Origin of the sequence: Saccharibacillus brassicae (genome assembly GCF_006542275.1) — a bacterium.
GTDB lineage: Bacteria > Bacillota > Bacilli > Paenibacillales > Paenibacillaceae > Saccharibacillus > Saccharibacillus brassicae.
Map to the genome: position 1 here is coordinate 4,491,737 of NZ_CP041217.1, position 19,446 is coordinate 4,511,182.

21 protein-coding genes and 1 tRNA gene are annotated in these 19,446 nt (G+C 60.5%); 19 read left to right on the forward strand and 3 right to left on the reverse strand.

Features of this window, described 5'->3' with window-relative positions:
• Positions 1 to 28 precede the first annotated feature (28 nt).
• The 8 genes from yjbM to FFV09_RS24240 all read left to right on the forward strand — a co-directional run bounded on the left by yjbM (position 29) and on the right by FFV09_RS24240 (position 6,666).
• A complete protein-coding gene (gene yjbM / locus FFV09_RS18695) occupies positions 29 to 844 on the forward strand; it encodes a GTP diphosphokinase (RefSeq protein ID WP_141449231.1) in 816 nt (271 codons plus the stop codon).
• Positions 831 to 1,325 (forward strand): DUF309 domain-containing protein, encoded by a 495-nt coding sequence (locus tag FFV09_RS18700; RefSeq protein WP_141449232.1) that lies wholly within the window; start codon positions 831 to 833, stop codon positions 1,323 to 1,325. Before yjbM ends, FFV09_RS18700 begins: the two co-directional genes overlap by 14 nt.
• Before the next feature lie 167 nt (positions 1,326 to 1,492).
• Complete coding sequence (locus FFV09_RS18705; RefSeq protein ID WP_141449233.1) at positions 1,493 to 3,160, forward strand: RsmB/NOP family class I SAM-dependent RNA methyltransferase; 1,668 nt, start codon at positions 1,493 to 1,495, stop codon at positions 3,158 to 3,160.
• Positions 3,157 to 3,918: a pseudouridine synthase gene (locus FFV09_RS18710; RefSeq protein WP_141449234.1), complete on the forward strand. Its 762-nt coding sequence runs from the start codon at positions 3,157 to 3,159 to the stop codon at positions 3,916 to 3,918. Before FFV09_RS18705 ends, FFV09_RS18710 begins: the two co-directional genes overlap by 4 nt.
• 80 nt (positions 3,919 to 3,998) lie before the next feature.
• Positions 3,999 to 5,141, forward strand: coding sequence for a glycosyltransferase family 4 protein (locus FFV09_RS18715; RefSeq protein WP_141449235.1), 1,143 nt, complete (start codon positions 3,999 to 4,001; stop codon positions 5,139 to 5,141).
• Between the two features lie 114 nt (positions 5,142 to 5,255).
• Positions 5,256 to 5,828 (forward strand): xanthine phosphoribosyltransferase, encoded by a 573-nt coding sequence (locus FFV09_RS18720; protein WP_141449236.1) that lies wholly within the window; start codon positions 5,256 to 5,258, stop codon positions 5,826 to 5,828.
• A 91-nt stretch (positions 5,829 to 5,919) separates the two neighbouring features.
• Positions 5,920 to 6,249, forward strand: a complete 330-nt coding sequence (locus FFV09_RS18725) for a hypothetical protein (protein WP_141449237.1) — start codon at positions 5,920 to 5,922, stop codon at positions 6,247 to 6,249.
• A 135-nt stretch (positions 6,250 to 6,384) separates the two neighbouring features.
• The gene (locus tag FFV09_RS24240; RefSeq protein WP_141449238.1) at positions 6,385 to 6,666 is read left to right on the forward strand and encodes a hypothetical protein; all 282 of its coding nucleotides are present in this window, start codon (positions 6,385 to 6,387) and stop codon (positions 6,664 to 6,666) included.
• 174 nt (positions 6,667 to 6,840) lie between these two features.
• Here the strand turns inward: FFV09_RS24240 and FFV09_RS18735 are convergent, their stop codons facing one another.
• Positions 6,841 to 7,332: a YhjD family protein gene (locus FFV09_RS18735; protein WP_141449239.1), complete on the reverse strand. Its 492-nt coding sequence runs from the start codon at positions 7,330 to 7,332 to the stop codon at positions 6,841 to 6,843.
• A 163-nt stretch (positions 7,333 to 7,495) separates the two neighbouring features.
• Here FFV09_RS18735 and FFV09_RS18740 point away from each other — a divergent pair.
• From FFV09_RS18740 to FFV09_RS18780, 9 genes are all read left to right on the forward strand, one after another.
• Positions 7,496 to 7,579, forward strand: a tRNA-Leu gene (locus FFV09_RS18740).
• A gap of 160 nt (positions 7,580 to 7,739) precedes the next feature.
• Positions 7,740 to 10,322 carry a PAS domain S-box protein gene (locus tag FFV09_RS18745; RefSeq protein ID WP_141449240.1) on the forward strand — a complete coding sequence of 861 codons (2,583 nt, stop codon included), beginning with the start codon at positions 7,740 to 7,742 and terminating at the stop codon, positions 10,320 to 10,322.
• Positions 10,323 to 10,393: 71 nt separating this feature from the next.
• Positions 10,394 to 11,800 (forward strand): dipeptidase PepV, encoded by a 1,407-nt coding sequence (gene pepV, locus FFV09_RS18750; protein WP_141449241.1) that lies wholly within the window; start codon positions 10,394 to 10,396, stop codon positions 11,798 to 11,800.
• A gap of 49 nt (positions 11,801 to 11,849) precedes the next feature.
• A complete protein-coding gene (locus FFV09_RS18755; protein ID WP_141449242.1) occupies positions 11,850 to 12,863 on the forward strand; it encodes an asparaginase in 1,014 nt (337 codons plus the stop codon).
• A gap of 80 nt (positions 12,864 to 12,943) precedes the next feature.
• Entirely contained in the window at positions 12,944 to 13,456 is a 513-nt protein-coding gene (gene msrA, locus FFV09_RS18760; RefSeq protein WP_141450540.1) for a peptide-methionine (S)-S-oxide reductase MsrA, read from the forward strand.
• Positions 13,457 to 13,727: 271 nt separating this feature from the next.
• Positions 13,728 to 14,417 carry a hypothetical protein gene (locus tag FFV09_RS18765; protein ID WP_141449243.1) on the forward strand — a complete coding sequence of 230 codons (690 nt, stop codon included), beginning with the start codon at positions 13,728 to 13,730 and terminating at the stop codon, positions 14,415 to 14,417.
• Between the two features lie 224 nt (positions 14,418 to 14,641).
• The gene (locus FFV09_RS18770; RefSeq protein WP_141449244.1) at positions 14,642 to 15,052 is read left to right on the forward strand and encodes a GNAT family N-acetyltransferase; all 411 of its coding nucleotides are present in this window, start codon (positions 14,642 to 14,644) and stop codon (positions 15,050 to 15,052) included.
• Positions 15,053 to 15,070: 18 nt separating this feature from the next.
• Positions 15,071 to 15,322 (forward strand): DUF2164 domain-containing protein, encoded by a 252-nt coding sequence (locus FFV09_RS18775; protein WP_141449245.1) that lies wholly within the window; start codon positions 15,071 to 15,073, stop codon positions 15,320 to 15,322.
• Positions 15,323 to 15,355: 33 nt separating this feature from the next.
• Entirely contained in the window at positions 15,356 to 16,171 is an 816-nt protein-coding gene (locus FFV09_RS18780; RefSeq protein WP_141449246.1) for a phosphotransferase, read from the forward strand.
• 41 nt (positions 16,172 to 16,212) lie between these two features.
• On the opposite strand, the gene FFV09_RS18785 is transcribed toward FFV09_RS18780, so the two are convergent.
• Positions 16,213 to 17,397 (reverse strand): MFS transporter, encoded by a 1,185-nt coding sequence (locus FFV09_RS18785; RefSeq protein WP_141449247.1) that lies wholly within the window; start codon positions 17,395 to 17,397, stop codon positions 16,213 to 16,215.
• A 161-nt stretch (positions 17,398 to 17,558) separates the two neighbouring features.
• On the opposite strand from FFV09_RS18785, the gene FFV09_RS18790 reads away from it, so the two are divergent.
• A complete protein-coding gene (locus tag FFV09_RS18790) occupies positions 17,559 to 18,149 on the forward strand; it encodes a TetR/AcrR family transcriptional regulator (RefSeq protein ID WP_141449248.1) in 591 nt (196 codons plus the stop codon).
• On the forward strand, positions 18,146 to 19,048 hold the full coding sequence (locus FFV09_RS18795) for a PhzF family phenazine biosynthesis protein (RefSeq protein ID WP_141449249.1): 903 nt from the start codon (positions 18,146 to 18,148) through the stop codon (positions 19,046 to 19,048). The genes FFV09_RS18790 and FFV09_RS18795 overlap by 4 nt, the downstream gene beginning before the upstream one ends.
• A 72-nt stretch (positions 19,049 to 19,120) precedes the next feature.
• Here FFV09_RS18795 and FFV09_RS18800 read toward each other — a convergent pair whose 3' ends face one another.
• Positions 19,121 to 19,387, reverse strand: coding sequence for an excalibur calcium-binding domain-containing protein (locus FFV09_RS18800; protein ID WP_141449250.1), 267 nt, complete (start codon positions 19,385 to 19,387; stop codon positions 19,121 to 19,123).
• Positions 19,388 to 19,446 lie beyond the last annotated feature (59 nt).

A 19,446-nucleotide genomic window follows, 5' to 3' on the forward strand; every position in this document is an offset into this window, starting at 1 on the left:
GGTGCACGAATACGAGGAGGCACATAGCATGGACGGTAGAAACTGGGAAACTTTTTTGCTTCCGTACGAACAGACGGTCGAAGAGTTGAAAGTCAAGTTCAAAACGATGCGCTCCGAACTGAAAAAGCGTGAAGAATACGCGCCGATCGAGTTCGTTACCGGGCGGGTCAAACGGATCACGAGCATTTTGGAAAAAGCCGAACGGCTGGACGTCTCGATGGACAACCTGGAAGAAGGCATCGAGGACATCGCCGGCATCCGCATCATGTGCCAGTTCGTCGAAGACATCCGCCGGGTCGCCGAATATATCCGCGCGCGCAAAGATCTCACCGTCTTGTACGAGAAAGACTACATTACGAATTACAAGGAAAGCGGCTATCGCAGCTTCCACATGATTATCCGTTATCCCGTGCAGACGGCGCTGGAACAAAAAATCGTGTTGGCCGAGATTCAGATTCGGACGCTCGCCATGAATTTCTGGGCGACGATCGAGCACTCGCTCAACTACAAATACCGCGGCGGGCTGCCGGGCGATATGCGTCTGCGCCTGCAAAAGTCCGCCCAGGCCGCGTCCGTGCTCGACAGCGAAATGTCCAGCATCCGCGAAGAGATTCTGGACGCGCAGAAGCTGTTCGAAGACGACGCGAATATCGTCTCGACGCTGCTCAAGATGATTCACCGGCTGTATTCCTATCATCTGGTCGGGGAAGCGATCGCGTACCAGGCCGCGTTCGGGGAACTGTTCGCCGAGCGCAATTACGAAGGCATGAAAGCGATGCTGGAAGAGATCAAAGCGATCATCGCTTCCAAGCACGAGGAAGATCTGGAAGATGACTTTTTATGAGCCGAAGTACGTCGCGTTCCTGATCTATTTCAACCGGGACCGCGATTACTTCGAATGCCACGAGGTGCTCGAAGAGCTGTGGCTGGAGCGGGGTCGCGACCCGCTGTACTCCGGGCTGCTTCAGGTCGCCGTGGCGCTGTACCATTTCCGCAACGGAAGCGTGACGCCGGGTTACGACAAGGTTGAAGGGGCGCGCAAGATGATGCGCAGCGCTCTGGCCAAGCTGTCCGGCTATCCGGGCGATACGCTCGGCATCCGGCTGGATCGGCTGATCGACGACGCGCGTCTGTATCTGGAACGTCTGGAGCGGCATGAACAAGAGCCGTTCGCGTTTCGGCCGATCGAGATCGAAATCGTCGATCCGTCGCTGCGCGAACAGGTGCGCCTTGCAGCCGAGCGGATTCCGCCGAACGTGCCGCAGCGTACCGGATACTCGCGCGGCCCCAAAGCGAAGCCGGAGCACGGCGGAGACGCCGGATAGGGCGGCGTCCCCGGGCTCGTCCCCGGAATTTTCGCCGCACGCGCGCAGAAGCGTTTTCTTTCCATTCAGACAGCAGGCCCGCTCCGCCGGGCCGCGGCGAACAAGCCGCGCGGCGGGGCGGGCTGTTTTGCGCCCGTACGCGGGCAGACCCAGACAGGAGGTATCCCATGAGCATTCAGCTTCCGCCGCTGTTCGAGTCGCGCATGCAGCGCTGGCTCGGCAGCGAATACGAATCTTTTATCGCCAGCTATGACCGGCCGCGCTATGCGGGCATCCGCGTCAACACGCTCAAAATCGATGCCGACGAGTTTCTGGCGGCCAGCCCGTTCGGGCTCAAGCCGATTCCGTGGTGCGAGACCGGGTATTATATCGACGAAAATCAGCGGCCCGGCAAGCATCCGTATTATCACGCCGGCTTGTATTACATTCAGGAGCCGAGCGCCATGGAGCCGGCCGAAGCGCTGCGGCCCGAGCCGGGCGACCGGGTGCTCGACCTGTGCGCCGCTCCGGGCGGCAAATCGACGCAGATCGCCGCGAAGCTGCGCGGCGAAGGCATACTTGTGACGAACGATATCAGCGCCGAGCGCACCAAAGCGTTGGCCAAAAATATCGAAATGAGCGGCGTGCGCAACGCGGTCGTCCTGAACGAGACGCCGGAGCGGATCGCGGAGAAGTTTCCCGCTTATTTCGACAAGATTCTGATCGACGCGCCGTGCTCGGGCGAAGGCATGTTCCGCAAAGACCCGGACGCGGTCCGGCAGTGGGAGAAGCATTCGGTCGAAGTGTGCACCGTCATGCAGCGCGACATTCTGGACACGGTAGCCTCGATGCTCGCTTCGGGCGGGCGGATCGTCTATTCGACGTGCACGTTCTCGCCGGAAGAGAACGAAGCGATGATCGCGCTGTTCCTCGCGCGCCATCCCGACTTCGCCGTCGGCGAGCTGCCGCATTCGCCGCTGTTCGCGCCGGGCCGGCCGGAATGGGCGGCCGGGCTGGTCGAGAGCGGCGGCGGGCTGTCGCCGCTGCTGCATGAAGCGGCTCCAGGCGGAGAGCCGCTGCTCTCGCGGCCGGGAGCGCTCGCGCCGACGGCGCGGGCGGCGCGCATCTGGCCGCATCTCGCCGAAGGCGAAGGGCACTTCGTGTGCGTGCTGGAGCACACGGGAGAGAAGGCGGCGCGAGCTTGCGCCGCCGGCACTGCCGGCCCGCTCGTCGGGGCCGGCGAAGAACGGCCCGCCGAGGCACCGGCCGGCGGGCGCAAAGACCGCGGCCCCAAAGCGGCGGGCCGCGCGGGCGACCGCGGCGGCGCTGCGCCGCGCCGCGAAGACAAGGCCGCGCGCCAGGCTCGCGGCCGACAGAAGGACGCCTATATCCGCGAGGAGGCGTCCGAAGAGACCGTGCGCCGCGCGTGCCTCGACTTCCTGGCGGAGCAGGTTCCCGCGCCGCTGCGCGGCACGCTGCTGATCTCCGGCGACTATGCGTACGCCTGCCCGGTCGAACCGGAGCGGCTGCGCGGGCTCAAAGTGCGCCGTTCCGGCTTCCAGCTCGGCATGGTCAAAGCGGGAGGCCGCTTCGTGCCGTCGCACGCGCTGGCCGCCGCGCTGAAGCCGGCCGAATCGGCGCGCACGGTGCGGCTGTCGTCCGCGCAGCCGGAAGCGATCTCCTACCTCAAAGGCGAGACGCTCACGTTCGGCCAGGAACGGATCGAGCGCGCCGCAGGAGCGGAAGCCAAAGGCTATGTGCTCGTGACAATCGACGGGTACTCCGCCGGGTGGGGCAAATGGGCCGCCGGCGTGTTGAAGAACGAATATCCGGCAGGATGGAGATGGAACGGATGAACAACGAACCAGGCAAGAAAAGCGTCAAAAAACTGCGTATCGACAAAATATTGTCGCATCTGGGCATCGCGACGCGCAGCGAAAGCAAAAAGTTGGCCAAGCAGGGACGCATTACGCTGGACGGCCTTACGGTCAAAGACAGCGGACTGCAGATCGATCCCGATCTGTCGGTGCTCGAAGTGGACGGACAGGCGGTGCGCTACCGGGAATTCATCTACGTGCTGCTCAACAAGCCGCAGGATGTCGTCTCCGCGACCGAAGACAAATACGACCGCACCGTTATCGACCTGCTGGACGCCGAATATGCGGCGTTCGAGCCGTTTCCGGTCGGCCGGCTGGACAAGGACACCGAAGGACTGCTGCTGCTGACGAACGACGGCCAGCTGGCGCACGAACTGCTGTCCCCGCGCAAACACGTGCCCAAGACGTACGAAGCGGTCGTGCTCGGCGCGGTCGACGCAGCCGACGGGGCCGCTTTCGCAGCCGGCGTCACGCTGGACGACGGATACGAGACGATGCCGGCCGAACTTGAGATTGTACGCCGCTACGAACTCGAAGGCGAAGAGCATGCCGATATCCGGCTGACGATTATGGAAGGCAAGTTCCACCAGGTCAAGCGCATGTTCGAAGCGGTCGGCAAAAAAGTGGTCTTCCTCAAGCGGATCTCGATGGGACCGCTGCAGCTCGATCCGGCGCTCGCGCCGGGCGAATATCGCGAACTGAGCGACGACGAACTGAGATCGCTGCGCAGGGAATAGCTCGCCTGCCCTTTACCTTTGGCTCCCTTGTGGGCTATCATCAGGAGAAAGAACGTGCGAGGCGGAAGGGGAGACTGGCTGTGAGATTGCTGCAAGCATTATTTTTTCCGCCCGAACAGCCGGGGGGCGTATCATCGATGATCCCGCATCTGCAGGAGAAGTTTTCTTCGGCCCGCTGGGAGATGGAAGTGTTCTCGCTGCCCAAGCGTATTCGGGGCAAAGGACGAGAAGACATTGTGTTCGAAACTTTCGATTGGACGCAGTACGCGGACCGTCCGATCGTGCAAAAATATATGCAAACGTACCGCGATTATTTGTGGTGGACGCGGCTGCGGCTGCAAAAGCCGTATGATCTGATCCATGCGCACCATCCGATCGCCGCGCTTGCGATGAAGACGGCTTTTCCGGATACGCCGGTGCTGCAAACGATCCACTCCAGTTACGAGCGCGAGCTGATCCTGAACGGCAAGATCGAAGAAGGCAGTCCGGAACATCGTTTCCTGCTGTCGATCTATCGCGAGCTTGAAGCCAGAACCGATCGGCTGATCACGGTGTCCGAAGCGTTCCGCCGGTACATGGCTCCGCATATCGAGCATGCCGACCGGATTCGCATCATGCCGAACGGGTACGACGAACGCCGCTTCAAGCCGGTGCCGCACGAGAACGAATTACCGCAGCTGATGACGGTCTGCCGCCTCGTACCCGCCAAAGGGCTGGACGTGCTGCTGCAGGCTTGCGCGCTGCTCAAGGAGCGGGATTGTCCGTACGTGCTGCACGTGATCGGCGACGGGCCGTCGCGCGAAGAGCTGGAACGGTTGGCGCAGGACTTGGGCGTGTACGATAATACGATTTTCTATGGGTATACGCTTCATCCGGAAGAGTTTATGCCGTTTTTCGATATTTTCGTGCTGCCTTCGCGGGCGGAAGCGTTCGGTTCGGTGTTCGCCGAAGCGGCGCTCTGCTGCCTGGCGCTCGTCGGAACGAGCGTCGGCGGCGTGCCCGAGCAGATCGAGCACGGCGTGAACGGGCTGCTCGTTCCGCCGGACGATCCGGCGGCGCTGGCCGACGCGCTGGAGCAGGTGATCGGCGATCCGGCCTACCGCTACGAACTGGCCCGGACCGCCTGCGAAAAAGCCAAATCGCATTATTCGCTCGACCGGGCGGCGATCGAACTCAAGCGCATGTACCTCAGTTACGAAGGCCGCGGCAGCCGCAGTTTGTAACGGACTTCGCCGGGCGGATACAGGGATGACATGACGCGTGACCTTGAAAAAAGATAAACAAAATGCTATTTTTACGAAAACGCGTGAAAATGCCGAATCGGGAGGATTGAGGCTGTGGAAGAGTTAAAAGAACGGATCAAAAGCGAAGGCGTAATCGCCTCGCAGCAGGTGCTGAAGCTGGACGCGATCTTGAATCATCAGGTCGATCCGGCCCTGACGATGGACATGGGGCGGGCTTTCGCGTCGCGCTTCGCTTCGGAGCAGGTGACCAAAGTCGTTACGGTGGAATCGTCCGGTATCGCGGTCGCTTTTGCCGTCGCGTTGGAGCTTGGCGTGCCGATGGTGTTCGCGCGCCGCAAAAAAACGCTGCTGGCCGACCCGGATTCCTACGTGGAACGCGTGCCTTCTTTTACAAAAGGAATCGTCACCGATTTGATGCTGCCCAAACGGTTTATTAAAAAAGAAGACCGGATTTTGTTGATTGACGACATTATCGCGAACGGCGACGCCGCGCGCGGCCTCGTCAAGATTATCCATTCGGGTGAAGCGACGCTCGTGGGCGCGGGCATCGTCGTGGAAAAATGTTTCCAGTCCGGCGCGCAGAGTCTGCGGGACCAGGGAATCCGGGTGGAATCGCTCGTGCGTATCCAGTCGCTGGGCGAAGACGGAGTCGTTTTTGCGGACTGAGGGAATTTGGACAAAAGCTAAACTTCCCGCTTTACCCCTCCGATAATGTTACGTATAATGTATGGTAAGTAGGGAGAGGAGGAAGAGTAAAATGAGCGATCAAGCGGTAAACAGCGAATTTTTCATCAAAAAAGTCAACGAGGCCAAGGTGCATTTCGAGCGAGCACTCGACTGCAAGCATACGGAATTTGATGACCTTTATCCCTATATGATCGAACATCCGCAATTTTTCTGGTACAAGCGATACGTAGCGTGGTCCGAACTTCTTACGCTTGCCGATCTGTGCGAAGAACTGTCTTTCCCGTGGAGAGAAGAGTTCACGCCGCAGCAGGTCGAATATATCGAACAGCGCGTCATGTCGGCCAAAGTGCTCGACTTCTGGTTCGAGAATACGGATTCGAAAGAACACGCCCAGCGTTAACATCGATTCCGTCCGATTCCGAGATTGTCACGCCGCTCTTCAGACCGTCCCGTTCGCGCCTGCTGCGCGAGCGGGATTTTTCGATTGGCGGCCGTTTTGCCGATTGTCCACCCCCATACCGAAGGAGGCATCACCATGCTCAGCGACGAACAATTAAACGCATTTCGGATCTCCGGCGAAAAAGTCCGGGTCGTGCGCGACGGTCTCAAAGAAAACGATATTCGCGGCATCGTCGTGGCCTGGGACGATAAGCAGGTGCTGATCCGGCGTCCCAACCGCAACGTCGTCAAGCTCGATCGCAATTACGTCATCCAGCCTTCCAAAGAAGAACGGATCGACCTGCTGGCCGAAGATTCCGCAAGTTCCGGGAACCCGGCAGACGCTGCTGCCGAGCCCCGGCCGGACGTGTCGGAATAAGACAGCGGAATAAGCCAATCGAAAAAGCCCGCCGTATCCGGTACGTACCGGATATAGCGGGCTTTATTCAATGATGCGTGATGCAAATCTGATATGAATATATGAATCCCGGTGGGCCGTCCGCATGCCGGGGGAGGCGCTGGAGACCGGCTCAGGGGAGAGAGGGGGACAAATTTACGCGTATCTTCCGGTGTGAGGCGGACGGGAAGCCGGGTTCGGGCTGCTGCTTCCGGCAGCGGGGCGTCCGCTGTAGGGGCGGACCGGCGGCGCGGATTGACGGCCGGAATCGGTCACGATCGGAGCGACTTCCAGACCCATATACGCCCGCATTCTGAGGTCGGATTCGCGCCGGAAAGGCTCGTCGTCGATATGCAGCGTGCCGTGCAGTCCCCGGCAGAGGTAATCGGTATCGACGCCGCGTTCGGTATGTCTGACTTCGCAGATCCGGATATGGCGTTTCTTGAATTCTTTCCGTACGCCGGACAGCAGCACGGCCGCGCATCGGGAAGCGCCGCGAATCATTTCGGTATATAAAGGAGAAGCCTGCATCGGGGAGTCGGACTCCAGTTTCTTGGCATCGTTCTCGAAAACTTTTAGAATATGCGTCAGCAGCAGATAGCTCTTGATCAGCGAAAGTTCGTCGCGCGTCGTCTGTACAGCGGTCATGCGCTTCACCACCTTGTAGGAACTTATGTTCTGTTTTTATTATAACCGAACGTATGTACGGGCGCAAGCGAACACCGGATCTTTTTTTGAAAAAGATTGACTTGCGCGGCGGGGGCATGCTATGATCTATCTTGTCGCTGCTAGCAGGCGACAATGTGAATGAGCGGTCGTGGCGGAATTGGCAGACGCGCACGGTTCAGGTCCGTGTGGGCTAACCCCCGTGGAGGTTCGAGTCCTCTCGACCGCATCACTAAGGACGAGACCCGTATTCAATGCTTCGGCAGAGGATTCGGGTCTTTTTTTATGCGTATTTTTAACAGGCTGGCAGAGGATTTCGTCGTCTTTCGTCGATTCCTTTGTCGTATAATAGAAGAAACTAAAATTTTACACAAATCGCGGAGGACACAATGAGTGAACGCATCATGGAACTGAACCGGATGGTCAATGTGTCTGCGGGCGGACATATTTTATATTTGTACGACGATGCCGACCAGTATGCGCGCAATGCGGCCGCCTATGCGGTCTCGGGCGCACAGGGCGGCGGGTTGACGATTATGATCGACCACCAAGAGCAGCTCGGGTCTATTCGGGCACTCGCGGAGCCGGCGCTGAGCGAAGAAGAACGGGCGCGGATCGTCTACGTGGACGCGGACGAGTTCTACGCTTCGCACGGCAGCTTCGATTACAAAACGGTCGTGAAGCATTCCGGGGAACTGCTGGCGCCTTACGAAGGGAACACGGGCGGTATGCGGACGTGGGCGCAAATCGCCTGGGACAGCGAGCACAGCGTCGAGAGCGAACTGGAACATTTCGAAGAACTGTCCGAACGGACGGTGCACAATGCCGGGTTGCTGTCGGTGTGCGCTTACCGCAGCGGCTCGCTCAGCGCCGCGCTTCAGATCAAGCTGCTGAGAAGCCATGACTATATCATGACCGACGACGAGCTCTCCGACACGGATCTGTCCGGCCGGAGCGCCGGCGCTTTGTTTCCTTCGTTGTCCGCGCAGCGCGAACAGGAAGAGCTCCAACTCGACGCACAGGAGCGTTTGGAAGCGAGCGCCCGGCAGTTGGAGCGGATTATCGCGAACAATCTCGATCCGGTCGCGTTGTTCGACGAAGAGGGCCGGCTGGTCAAAGTCAACGAAGCTTTCGAGCGGATATTCGGCTGGCCCGCCGCGGAATTCGTCGGGCGCGGCGAACGGCAGCTGCGGGAACGGATCGGCCTGCACGGCGTGACGGACCATTGGCTGGACCTGCCGTCCGTCAAAGAGGCGGCGGAGGAGTCGGGCATCGGGATCGGCCGGGCCAGGCAGATCGAAGCGACGGCCCGAACCCGGATCGGCGAACCGCTCGACCTGCTGCTGACCTCGTTCGCGCTCGGCGACGCCGACAAGCCGGCGGGCTGCGCGATCATCTATCGCGACATTACCGATTTCCGCAATTCGGATCGCCGGCTGCGGGAGTCGATCGAACGGTACACGTCGCTGAAGAAGCATAACCACGACGCCGTCTTTTCGATCGATCGGGAAGGGCGGGTCATCAACACGAATCCGGCGGCGCAGAACCTGACGGGATTGAAGACCGAAGACATGATCGGCCGTCTGTTCGCCGAGTGGATGTCCGAAGGGACGCTGGAAGACATTTTGCGCGAAGCGGCGATCGGCGACGAGACCGTCCATCCTTCGATCCGGATCCGGCGCGCCGACGGAAGCGAGTCCGAAGTGCTGACTTCGACCGCTCCGATCATCGTCGGCGGCGAACGCGTCGGCTGCTACGTTTTGGCCAAAGACATTACCGAACACAAGCGGCTGTTGATCGAGAAGCAGACGGCCGAAGAGATGAACCAGGCCAAAAGCGAATTTCTGGCGGTGATGAGCCACGAGATCCGCACGCCGATGAACGGGGTCATCGCGCTGACGCAGCTGCTGCTGGAGACCGACGGATTGAACGACGAACAGCGCGAGTACGTGGAAGTGATCCGCCGCAGCGGCGATTCGCTGCTCGGGATCGTCAATGACATCCTCGACTTTTCCAAGATCGAAGCGGGCAAGACCGAACTGCAAAACGAACCGATGAACCTGCGCGAGGACGTGGCGCGGTCGTTCGATATTCTGCTGGCCGATGCCAGGGACAAACAGCTGGAATTGGGCTTGTCGGTAGCGCCGCGCGTGCCGGACATCGTCGTCTCGGATCCCAACAAGCTGCGCCGGATTTTGATCAATCTGGTCGGAAACGCGATCAAATACACGGAAAAAGGCGGCGTATTCGTCTCGGTCGACAGCGAGCGAAGTGAGCGGGAAGGGCATCTTCGCCTCGTGTTCCGTATTCGGGATACCGGCGTGGGCATTCCGCAGGAGCAGACGCAGTATCTGTTCGATCCTTTTTACCAGCTGGACAATTTCATGACGCGCAAGTCCGAAGGAAGCGGACTCGGCCTGGCGATTACGAAGCGGCTGATCGAGCTAATGGACGGCGAAATCGGGGTCCGTTCCAAACCGGGCGAAGGCTCGGTGTTCCATTTTACGATCGAGGCGACCCTGCCGGACTTCGATCAGCGCCCTGCGGACGACCTGGCGTCGCTGCCTCTTCCGGCGAAGCAGCCGGTCGCTTTGCGCGTGCTCGTCGCCGAAGACAACCGGGTCAATCAGCTGGTGATGGAACGGCTGCTCGGCCGCCTCGGCTACGAATCCGATCTGGCCCGCGACGGCCAGGAAGCGGTGGAAGCCGTGGCCCGAAGACGCTACGACGTCATCTTGATGGACGTGCGCATGCCGCGGATGGACGGATTCGAAGCGGTGCGGCGTATTCGCGAACAGCCGCCGGAGTGGGGCAGTCCGTATATCGTCGCGGTTACCGCGAACGCGATGCAGGGCGACCGGCAGCGCTGCCTGGACGCCGGCATGGACGAATACATGAACAAACCGATCGACGCCAAACGGCTGTCGGAGCTGCTGCATGAGGCGGAGCGGCGTATTCGGCAATCGGAATAAAATAGTGGTAAAATAAAAAGCGAATCTTATAGATCGACAGACGGCAAGAATCCATGAGGAGGCAAGGAAAGATGATCGATTGGCAAAAAGAAGCGGAAGCCCGGCGGGAAGACCTGCTGCGCGATCTGGACGGCCTGCTTAGAATCCAAAGCGTCAAAGATCCGGCCACGATGTCGCGCAAGCGTCCGATGGGAGCCGCGATTGCGGAAGCGCTCGACTACATGCTGGAATTAACGGAGCAAATGGGACTGGACGTCAAAAACGTGGACGGTTACGCCGGGCACGCGCAGTACGGCAATTTCGATCCGGAGACGACGGTCGGCATTCTCGGCCACGTGGACGTCGTGCCGGCGACCGGTACGTGGACCAGTCCCCCGTTCGAGCCTTCGATTCGCGCCGGCAAGCTGTACGCGCGCGGCGCGATCGACGACAAAGGGCCGACGATCGCCGCCTTGTACGGGCTCAAGATCGTGCAGGAGCTTGGCCTTCCGCTGACCAAAAACGTCCGCCTCATTTTCGGCACCGACGAAGAAAGCGGCATGAGCTGCATGCGCCATTACGCGGAGCAGGAAACGATGCCGAAGGTCGGATTCGCGCCGGACGCCGAGTTCCCGATGATCTACGCGGAAAAAGGGCAGTTTAACCCGACGCTCGTGCCGAAGCGCCTGCCCAAAGAAACGAAGTCGCTCGTGAAGCTGGAATCGTTCGAATCGGGACTGCGGATCAACATGGTGCCGGAACGCGCGCATGCGGTGCTGAGCGGCGATATCCGTCCGCTGGTCGAAGCGTTCGAAGACTTCTGCCGGGAACACCGGGTTACGGGCGAAGCCGAGATCAATGCGGGGCAGGCCATGTTTACCCTGACCGGCGTATCGGCGCACGGATCGGAACCGGCGAGCGGGGTCAACGCGGGTACGACGCTTGCGCTGTTCCTCAAGGACGCTTCGTTCCAGCCGGAAGGCAAAGCGTTTATCGATCTGTTGAACGCGCTGCACGAAGATTTCCACGGAGAAAAGATCGGCATAGCGTGCAGCGACGATATTACCGGCCCGCTGACGGTCAATCCGGGCGTGATCTCGTTCGGCTTCGGCGAAGGCGAGACGCAGATCGGCCTCACGGCGCGCTGTCCGGTCTCGGCCGATTACGGCTGGATCAAAGCCCGCCTCGAAGAATGCGTCGACGGGTTCGACTACCGGATCTCCGACGTGCGCGAAGCGTCTTCGCATTACGTGGACCCGAGCGAACCGGTCATCAAAGCGCTGCAGACCGCTTATGCGGAAATGACCGGCGAAGAGCCGACGCTGCTCACGACCGGCGGCGCCACCTATGCCAAATTCATGCAAAAAGGCGTCGCGTTCGGAGCCTGCTTCCCGGGCAAAGAGATGACGGCCCATCAAGCGGACGAATATATCGAAATCGACGATTTGCTGAAAGCAACCGCCATTTACGCGCGGGCCATTTACGAATTGGCGAAATAATCCGCTCTATCGAAACCATCCACTATATATAGAAAGAAGAGATCAACCGATGTCGCAGGACGTACAAGTTACCCGGGGCTCCTATGTAGAAAGCAACCATGTCATTCACGCGGCGGTCGTCGATCGGAGCGGTCGTCTGCTGCATGCCGTCGGCGATCCGCAGCGGCTGACGTTTCCGCGCTCGTCGATGAAGCCGTTCCAGGCGGTGCCGCTGATCGAATCCGGTGCGGCGGACGCCTACGGATACGGCGACGCCGAAATCTCGCTCAGCTGCGCGTCGCACAGCGGAGAGCCGATCCACCGCCATACGGTGCTGGACGTCTTGTCCCGCGCCGAGCTGTCCGAAGAGTATCTGCAATGCGGCACGCATATTCCGCGCGATAGCGAGAGCTACCGGGAATTGATCCGGGAAGGACGGGAACTGACGCCGGTGTTCAGCAACTGTTCCGGCAAGCATTCCGGCATGCTGCTGACGGCGCGGCATTTGGGCGAAGACCTCGGCACGTACCGGGAGACCGACCATCCGCACCAGCAGCGCATCCTGTCGGTCATCGCCGATATTTGCGGCGTGCCGGCCGAAGAGATCGGGATCGGCGTAGACGGATGCGGCGTGCCCGTGCATCGCCTGCCGCTGAGCGCCGCCGCTCTCGGCTTTGCCCGGCTGGCGAAGCCGGAAGGGACCGTGGCCGCGCCGCGCGCGGAAGCATTGAACCGTATCCGACGCGGCATGACGAACCGGCCCGAGATGGTAGCGGGCCGACATCGCTTCGATACCGACCTGATGACAGTGTTCGGCGGCAATCTGGTGTCGAAGGTCGGCGCGGAAGGCGTGCAGTGTATCGGCGTGGCCGATCTTGGTATCGGGATCGCCGTCAAAGTCGAAGACGGCAGCGAACGCGCCACTTTCGTCGCGGCGATGGACGTGCTGAAGCAGCTCGGCATCGGCACGCCGGAGCAGTTCGCGCAGTTGGACGAATACGTACATGCGCCGGTCCTGAACGCGCGCAAAGAACGGATCGGCGAGATCAAGCCGAACTTTACGCTCGTGCCTTCCGCCGAGTGACAATCTGGAATGACGAAGGAGAGACCTCGACAATGAACCAAGACCCTCAAGGCTTCGCACGAAACGCGTGCGAAAACAAGATCGAAAAAGCGACGTTCGCCGGCGGCTGCTTCTGGTGCATGGTGACGCCGTTCGAAGAACTGCCGGGCATTCGCGGCATCGTGTCCGGATATATGGGCGGCACGGTAGAGAATCCGACGTACGAGCAGGTCAAGACCGGCACGACCGGACATTACGAAGTGGTGCAGGTCACGTTCGAACCGGACGTTTTCCCGTACGAGCGGCTGCTGGAGCTGTACTGGCCGCAGACGGACCCGACGGACGGCGAAGGCCAGTTCCAGGACCGGGGCACGCAGTACAAGCCGGCCGTCTTTTTCCATAACGAAGAACAGCAGCAGGCCGCGCTCGCTTCCCGGCAGGCGCTGGCGGACAGCGGACGCTTCGACAAGCCGATCGCGACCGAAATTTTGCCGGCACAGGATTTCTACGAAGCCGAAGATTACCACCAGGATTACCACAAAAAAAATCCGAAGCATTACAAAGAAGACCGCGAGCAATCCGGCCGCGACCGCTTTATCGAAACCAAGTGGTAAAAGGCCCGACCGGCAAGGACGTGCGCCCCGCACGTCCTTGTTTTTGCTGTTCGATCGAAAACGATTCGTGAATGGGACTAACTTCGCATCCGGGATCGTAGGCAAAACGGAAGAAATAGGAAAGAGTGGGCTTATCGATAGAAGCGTTTACCGATAAAATGAGGGTACATAAAGCTGGAACACCCAAAAAGTCTGGGATCGGCTCGATCGCTACCACCCTGCATACAGCCTACTCGCCTATTTCATCATTACATATCAAAGGGGAATTCATATGTTGATTCCGGACAATGAACAAACAATGGAGCGGTTGAAAGCCTTTATTTGCAAATGGGCCGGACCCGCCAGACCCGAATACGGACTTCGCCGCGAAGAGATTCCGGCCGATCTGCCGGCCGCTTTGCAAGATTTTTACGCGTTTGCCGGCCGTTGGCCGAATCCGTCTTTTGCCGCCGGCCTGCAGCCGGGCAGCATCCGTCCGAAGCTGTTCGAGACGCAGGATATGTGGCTGGATGCTTCCGAGCTGCAGCGCCAAGCCGGCCAAATTACGTTCCTGCTCGAAAATCAGGGCAGTTGGAGCTGCGAGGTAGACGCCGGCCGCGACGATTCGCCCGTCTACAGCAACGCAGCGCAGCTGTGGGACGATCATCTGCAAGGCAGCGAAGTGGTCTGTCCGTCGCTGACCCATTTCATGACGACGTTCTGCCTGCAGGAACTGGTCTTCGGCAGCCGCTTTTTCGGCAAGCTGGACGGCGCTCTTGACCCGACGGTGTTCCGCGACACGCTGCATCCGCTCTGGCTGGACGGCCATTACGTGTTCAAAGAGCCTTCCCATTCCTTCTACCTGTGCGGAGACGACCTGCTGATCATGGATTATTATTCGGACGTCTGGTACGGCTGCCTGGACGAAGGCGCGCTGTCGTTGATCGCCGATCCGGGCATGGTCAAGCCGATCGAACCGTAACGCGAACAAGCCTTCCTAATAGGGAGCCAAGCCTCGGCGCACCGTCTGCGTCGGGGCTTTTTGCAATTTCCGCTTGTTCGAACGCCGGCACCGGAGTGTGCTGCGACGAGTCGACCATCCGGCGGTCATGCAGCCGGCGGGACTCGACTTTCCGTTTGATTTAGGGCATAGTCTAAGAAACCGTACCGCGATTCAAGCGAGAATACGAAGGAGGTTTCGGATACATGGTCGTCATCAAACGGCATACGGAAAAACCGATCCCCCCGCTTCAGCTTCTGCGATTGTACCAGGATGCCGACTGGTGGCCGGAGCGTACGAAAGACGGGATCCGCAAGCTGCTTGCCCACGGTATCGTACTGGGTGCGTGGGAAGACAAGCAGCTCGTCGGCTTCTGCCGGGCGGTGTCCGACGGCGTGTACCGGGCCTACGTGGAAGACGTCGTCGTCCTGGGCGCGCACCGCGGACAGGGCATCGGCCGGCAGATGATGGACAAGATGCTGCACGAACTCGTCGGCATCGAAATCGTCAGTTTGTTCTGCTCGGCCAAATTGAGCGACTATTACGAACGCAGCGGGTTCAAGCCGAGCCGGCAGATCGTCATGCACCACAACAAACCCGACGGCAGCCGCCGATAACGGAGCAAGGAGAAGACCATGATTCCGATCAGACTGCCAAAAGAAAACAAGGATGACTTGATCGCCGATTTGCAGCAGTATTTTTACGACGAGCGCGGAGAAGAAATCGGAAGTCTCGCCGCGGAGCAGCTGCTCGACCATATGATGCAGCGATTGGCGCCGTATGCGTACAATCAGGGCGTTCAGGACGCCAAAGCGGCAGTGAACGAAAAGCTGCTGCAAATCGAAGACGAATTGTACGCGCTGGAACGTCCGGCGAACCGCAGATAGACACCGGACGTTCCGGCGGGAGAGGAGAGTAAGATGCCGCATACCGAATGGAACCGAATCGGCGAAGGAGGAACCGCCGAGATTTTCACGGACGAAGCGGGACGCATATTGAAGTTGTTCCGGGAAGGATTCACGGAAGCGGGCGTGCGATCCGAATATGTCAAAAGCGAATGGGCCTACGCGCAGGGGCTGCCTTCGGCCAAGCCGCTCGGCTTGACCGAAAGCGGCAGCCGGCAGGGAATGCTGCTGGAACGCCTGCCGGGCGAGTCGCTGCTTGCGCGCCTGCAGCGCGAACCGCACACCGCGGAAGACGCGGCGCGCAAGTTCGCGGCCTATCAAGTGCAGCTGAACGCACGCGCCGCCGATACGCTTGAAGATCACCAGCGCGAGAGATTGGTACAGCGCATAGGCTGGACGGATCAGCTTGGCGAAGACGAACGGCAAGCCGTTCTGGCGGAGCTTGAGCGGCTTCCGGACGGCGACCGGTTATGCCACGGCGATTTTCACCCGGGCAATATTATGGAGAACGGGGCAGACTGGCACGTGATCGACTGGATCGACGCGAACTGCGGCCATCCGCTGTACGACGCGGCCCGCACGCTGCTGCTGCTCGGATTCGGCACGGAAGCGGGCGGCCCGCGAGGCAGCATGGAAGAAGCGGCGGAGATTTTCCGCAGCGTCTACATGCGCACGTACGCCGAGCTGTCGGGCTTCGGCGCTACGGATATCGAGCGCTGGATGCTGCCCGTGGCGGCGGCCCGCCTCGTCGAGCCGATCCCCGCGCCGGAAAAAGCGAAGCTGCTGCACTTCGTCCGCAGCCGCCTTGCGGAGCTGGGCCGGCAGGCCTGACCTGCTCCGCGCTTCGGTCCTCCACGCAAACAAGGCGCCGTTTATCGGCGCCTTGTTTGCGTGCAGATCCAGAAGGCCAGGCCTGCCAGGCTGACGCACGCGCCGAGCAGGCTGACGCCGGTCCAGCCGTAAGCGGCGTACGCCCGCGTGGACACAAAAGCGCCCAGCGCGCTTCCGATCGAATAGAACGTCATATAAGCGCCGGTCAGCCGGCCGCGCGCTTCCGGCAGCGCGGCGTACAGCAGGCTCTGGTTCGTGACATGGACAGCCTGCACCGCGAAATCGAGCAGCAGAATGCCGACGACGAGCAGCGCCAGCGAATGGTGCAGCAGGCCGATCGGCAGCCAGGACAGCAGCAGCAGAATCAGGGCGACGCCGGTCGTGCGTTCGCCCAAGCCCCGGTCGGCCAGCCGGCCGGCTCCCACGGCTCCGAGCGCTCCGGCCGCTCCCGCCAGTCCGAACGCGCCGATAGCCGACGGGGACAAGAAGAATGGGGCTTGGCCGAGCGGCAGCGCAAGAGGCGTCCACAGGATGCCAAACGCGGTAAATACGCAGAAAGCCAATGCCGCGCGCGTACGCAGCAGTCTCTCTTCTCTGAACAACCGCAGCACGGACAGCAGCAGCCGTCCGTAAGACAGACTGGATTTGTCGGCGCCGTCTGCGGGAAGCAGCGCCGACAAGGCCAGGGCAGCCGCGGCCGTCAGCAGCGAGGACGCCACATAGACCGCGCGCCAGCTTGCCAGGTCGCTGATGACTCCCGCGAACGTACGGGCCAGCAAAATGCCGATTACGACGCCGCTCGTGACGATGCCGACGATGCGGCCGCGCTGCTCTTCGGCAGCGAGCGCCGAAGCGAAATTGACGAGAATCTGGGTGACGACCGCTGTCAGCCCGACCAGCGCGAGCCCGGCCAGCAGCATGAAGAAGCTTGAAGACCATGCAGCGGCCAGCAGGCCGGCGGTAATCAGCAGCAGCAGGATCACCGTCAGGCGCCGCCGGCTTAGCAAATCGCCGAGCGGCACGATCAGCAGCAGGCCGAGCGCGTAGAATACTTGGACGACCGTCACGATCGAGCCGACCGCGGCGATCGGGACGCCGAATTGCTCCGCCAGCAGGCCGAGCAGCGGCTGCGCGTAATAGACGTTCGCTACGGCAAGGCCGCAGGCGGCCGCAAGCAGCAGCGCCGTTCCCGCGGACAGCCCTGCCGAAGAACGGGATACGGACATGGGAAGCCTCCTCTGTTTTTATTATGTACCGATCGGTATGTAATGAGCGCCTGCTTACTATAGCGGCTTCGTTCCGGTCCTGTCAACCCTTTGCCAACCGACCGGAATTTCCTTTATACTGATCGGTACAGAGCAGGCATCACGGCAGAAGGAGGACGAACATGAGACCGCGTGCGTTCGACGAACGGGAAGCGCTCGAAGCGGCTATGCGGGTATTCTGGGAAAAAGGGTACGAAGCCGCTTCGCTCAGCGATCTGACCGAGAAGATGAATATCCGCAAGCCAAGCCTGTACGCGGCTTTCGGCGACAAGCGCGAGCTGTTCGGCAAAGCGCTGGATCTGTACATGGATCGACATGCCGCTTACGTGCAAGAGGTGCTGGGCCGGGAACGCACGGTCGCGGCCGCTTTCGGCGGGCTGCTGCGCGATCTGGCGGCCGGCGGTTCGGGCGGCGATCCTATGCTCGGCTGCCTCGCGATCCTGACGATCGACGAGCTGGCGCGGCGCGAGCCGGAATGGACGGCCCGGGCGAAAGAGCATCAGCTGCGCCTGGCCCGGTTGTTTCGCGAACGGATCGGGCAGGGGCTGTCTTCCGGCGAACTTGCGCCGGGGCAGGATGCGGCTGCGCTGGCCCATGCGCTGCTCGTGGCGCTGATCGGGCTTACGATCATGATCAAAACGCGGCCCGATGCCGAGTTCGTCGAATCGAGCATCGCCGCGACACTGACTTTATTCAAGGAGGCACAATCATGACCGCTATTCGGGTTTTTCACTATGAAGCGTTCTCGCCCGTTCCGGGGCAGGGCAATCCGGCAGGCGTCATGCTGGACGCCGACGGGTTAACGGATACGCAGATGCAGCGGATCGCGGCCAAGGTCGGCTTCAACGAGACGACGTTCGTCTGCCGCTCGGAAGCGGCGGACGTGCAGCTGCGCTATTTTACGCCGGGGCATGAAATGGATCTGTGCGGACACGCGACGATGGCGTCGCTGTACGCGCTGCATACGCGGGGACGTCTGGAGCGCAGCGAAGCGATGATCGAGACGAAGGCCGGACTGCTGCCGGTAGAGCTTCGGCGCGATCCGGGCGGCAGCGAAGACTCGCTGTTCATGCGGATGCGTCAGGCCGACCCGGTCTTTCTGCCGTTTGAAGGCGATCGGGACCGTCTGCTTGCCCTGATGGGGTTGTCCGCGGACGATGTGGACGACCGTTATCCGATCGTCTACGGCAGTACCGGCGTCTGGACCGTGCTGATTCCGATCTGGAAGCTGGAGGCGTTCTCGCGCATGGTGCCCGACAACGCCGCGTTTCCGGACGTGCTGACTCAGCAGCCGCGGGCGTCGCTGCATCCTTTTTGCATGGAGACCGTCGATCCCGCGGCTCGCATGCACGCACGGCATTTCTCTTCGCCGTTCTCCGGCATGGTCGAAGATCCGGCGACAGGGACAGCGACCGGCGTCATGGGCGCGTACGCGCTGACGTACATGGAACCGGACGAACAACGGACCGAATTCGTCGTCGAGCAGGGAATCGAGATGGGCCGCGGCGGCAGAATCAAAGTGGAGGCCTCGCGCAGGGAAAGCGGAGAGATCGAGATCCTTGTGTCCGGACAGGCTGTGTTTGTCGGAGAACTGGAGATTGAATTGGAATGAATTTCAAAAAAGCCGAACGTTGGCTATAATCGTATAACCGCGCATAAAAAAAGGGGTGCCCGAAGGCAGCCCTTATTTTTCGCAAGCGATAAAGTCGTTGTCGCGGTCTTTTTTCTTGTTGTCCTCGTACAAGGATGCGGACACGAACGGTTTGTGCTTCGTTTTGCCGCCTTTGTTGGTGACGGATGCCGATTTGGCAACGCCGCCTTTGTAATCCCGGTTCAGCTCGGTGCAGTTTTTGTACGTTTTTTCTTTGGCATGCGCCACCTGCGGGGAAGCGGGAACGGTCACCGCAAGCAGCAGGGCGAAGCTCAGGCCGTAGGCCAGTCTTTTTTTCATCGGGTTATCCTCCAGTAAGTCAGGTTGTAGGCATATCTTCAAGTCTTTGGTTTATATCG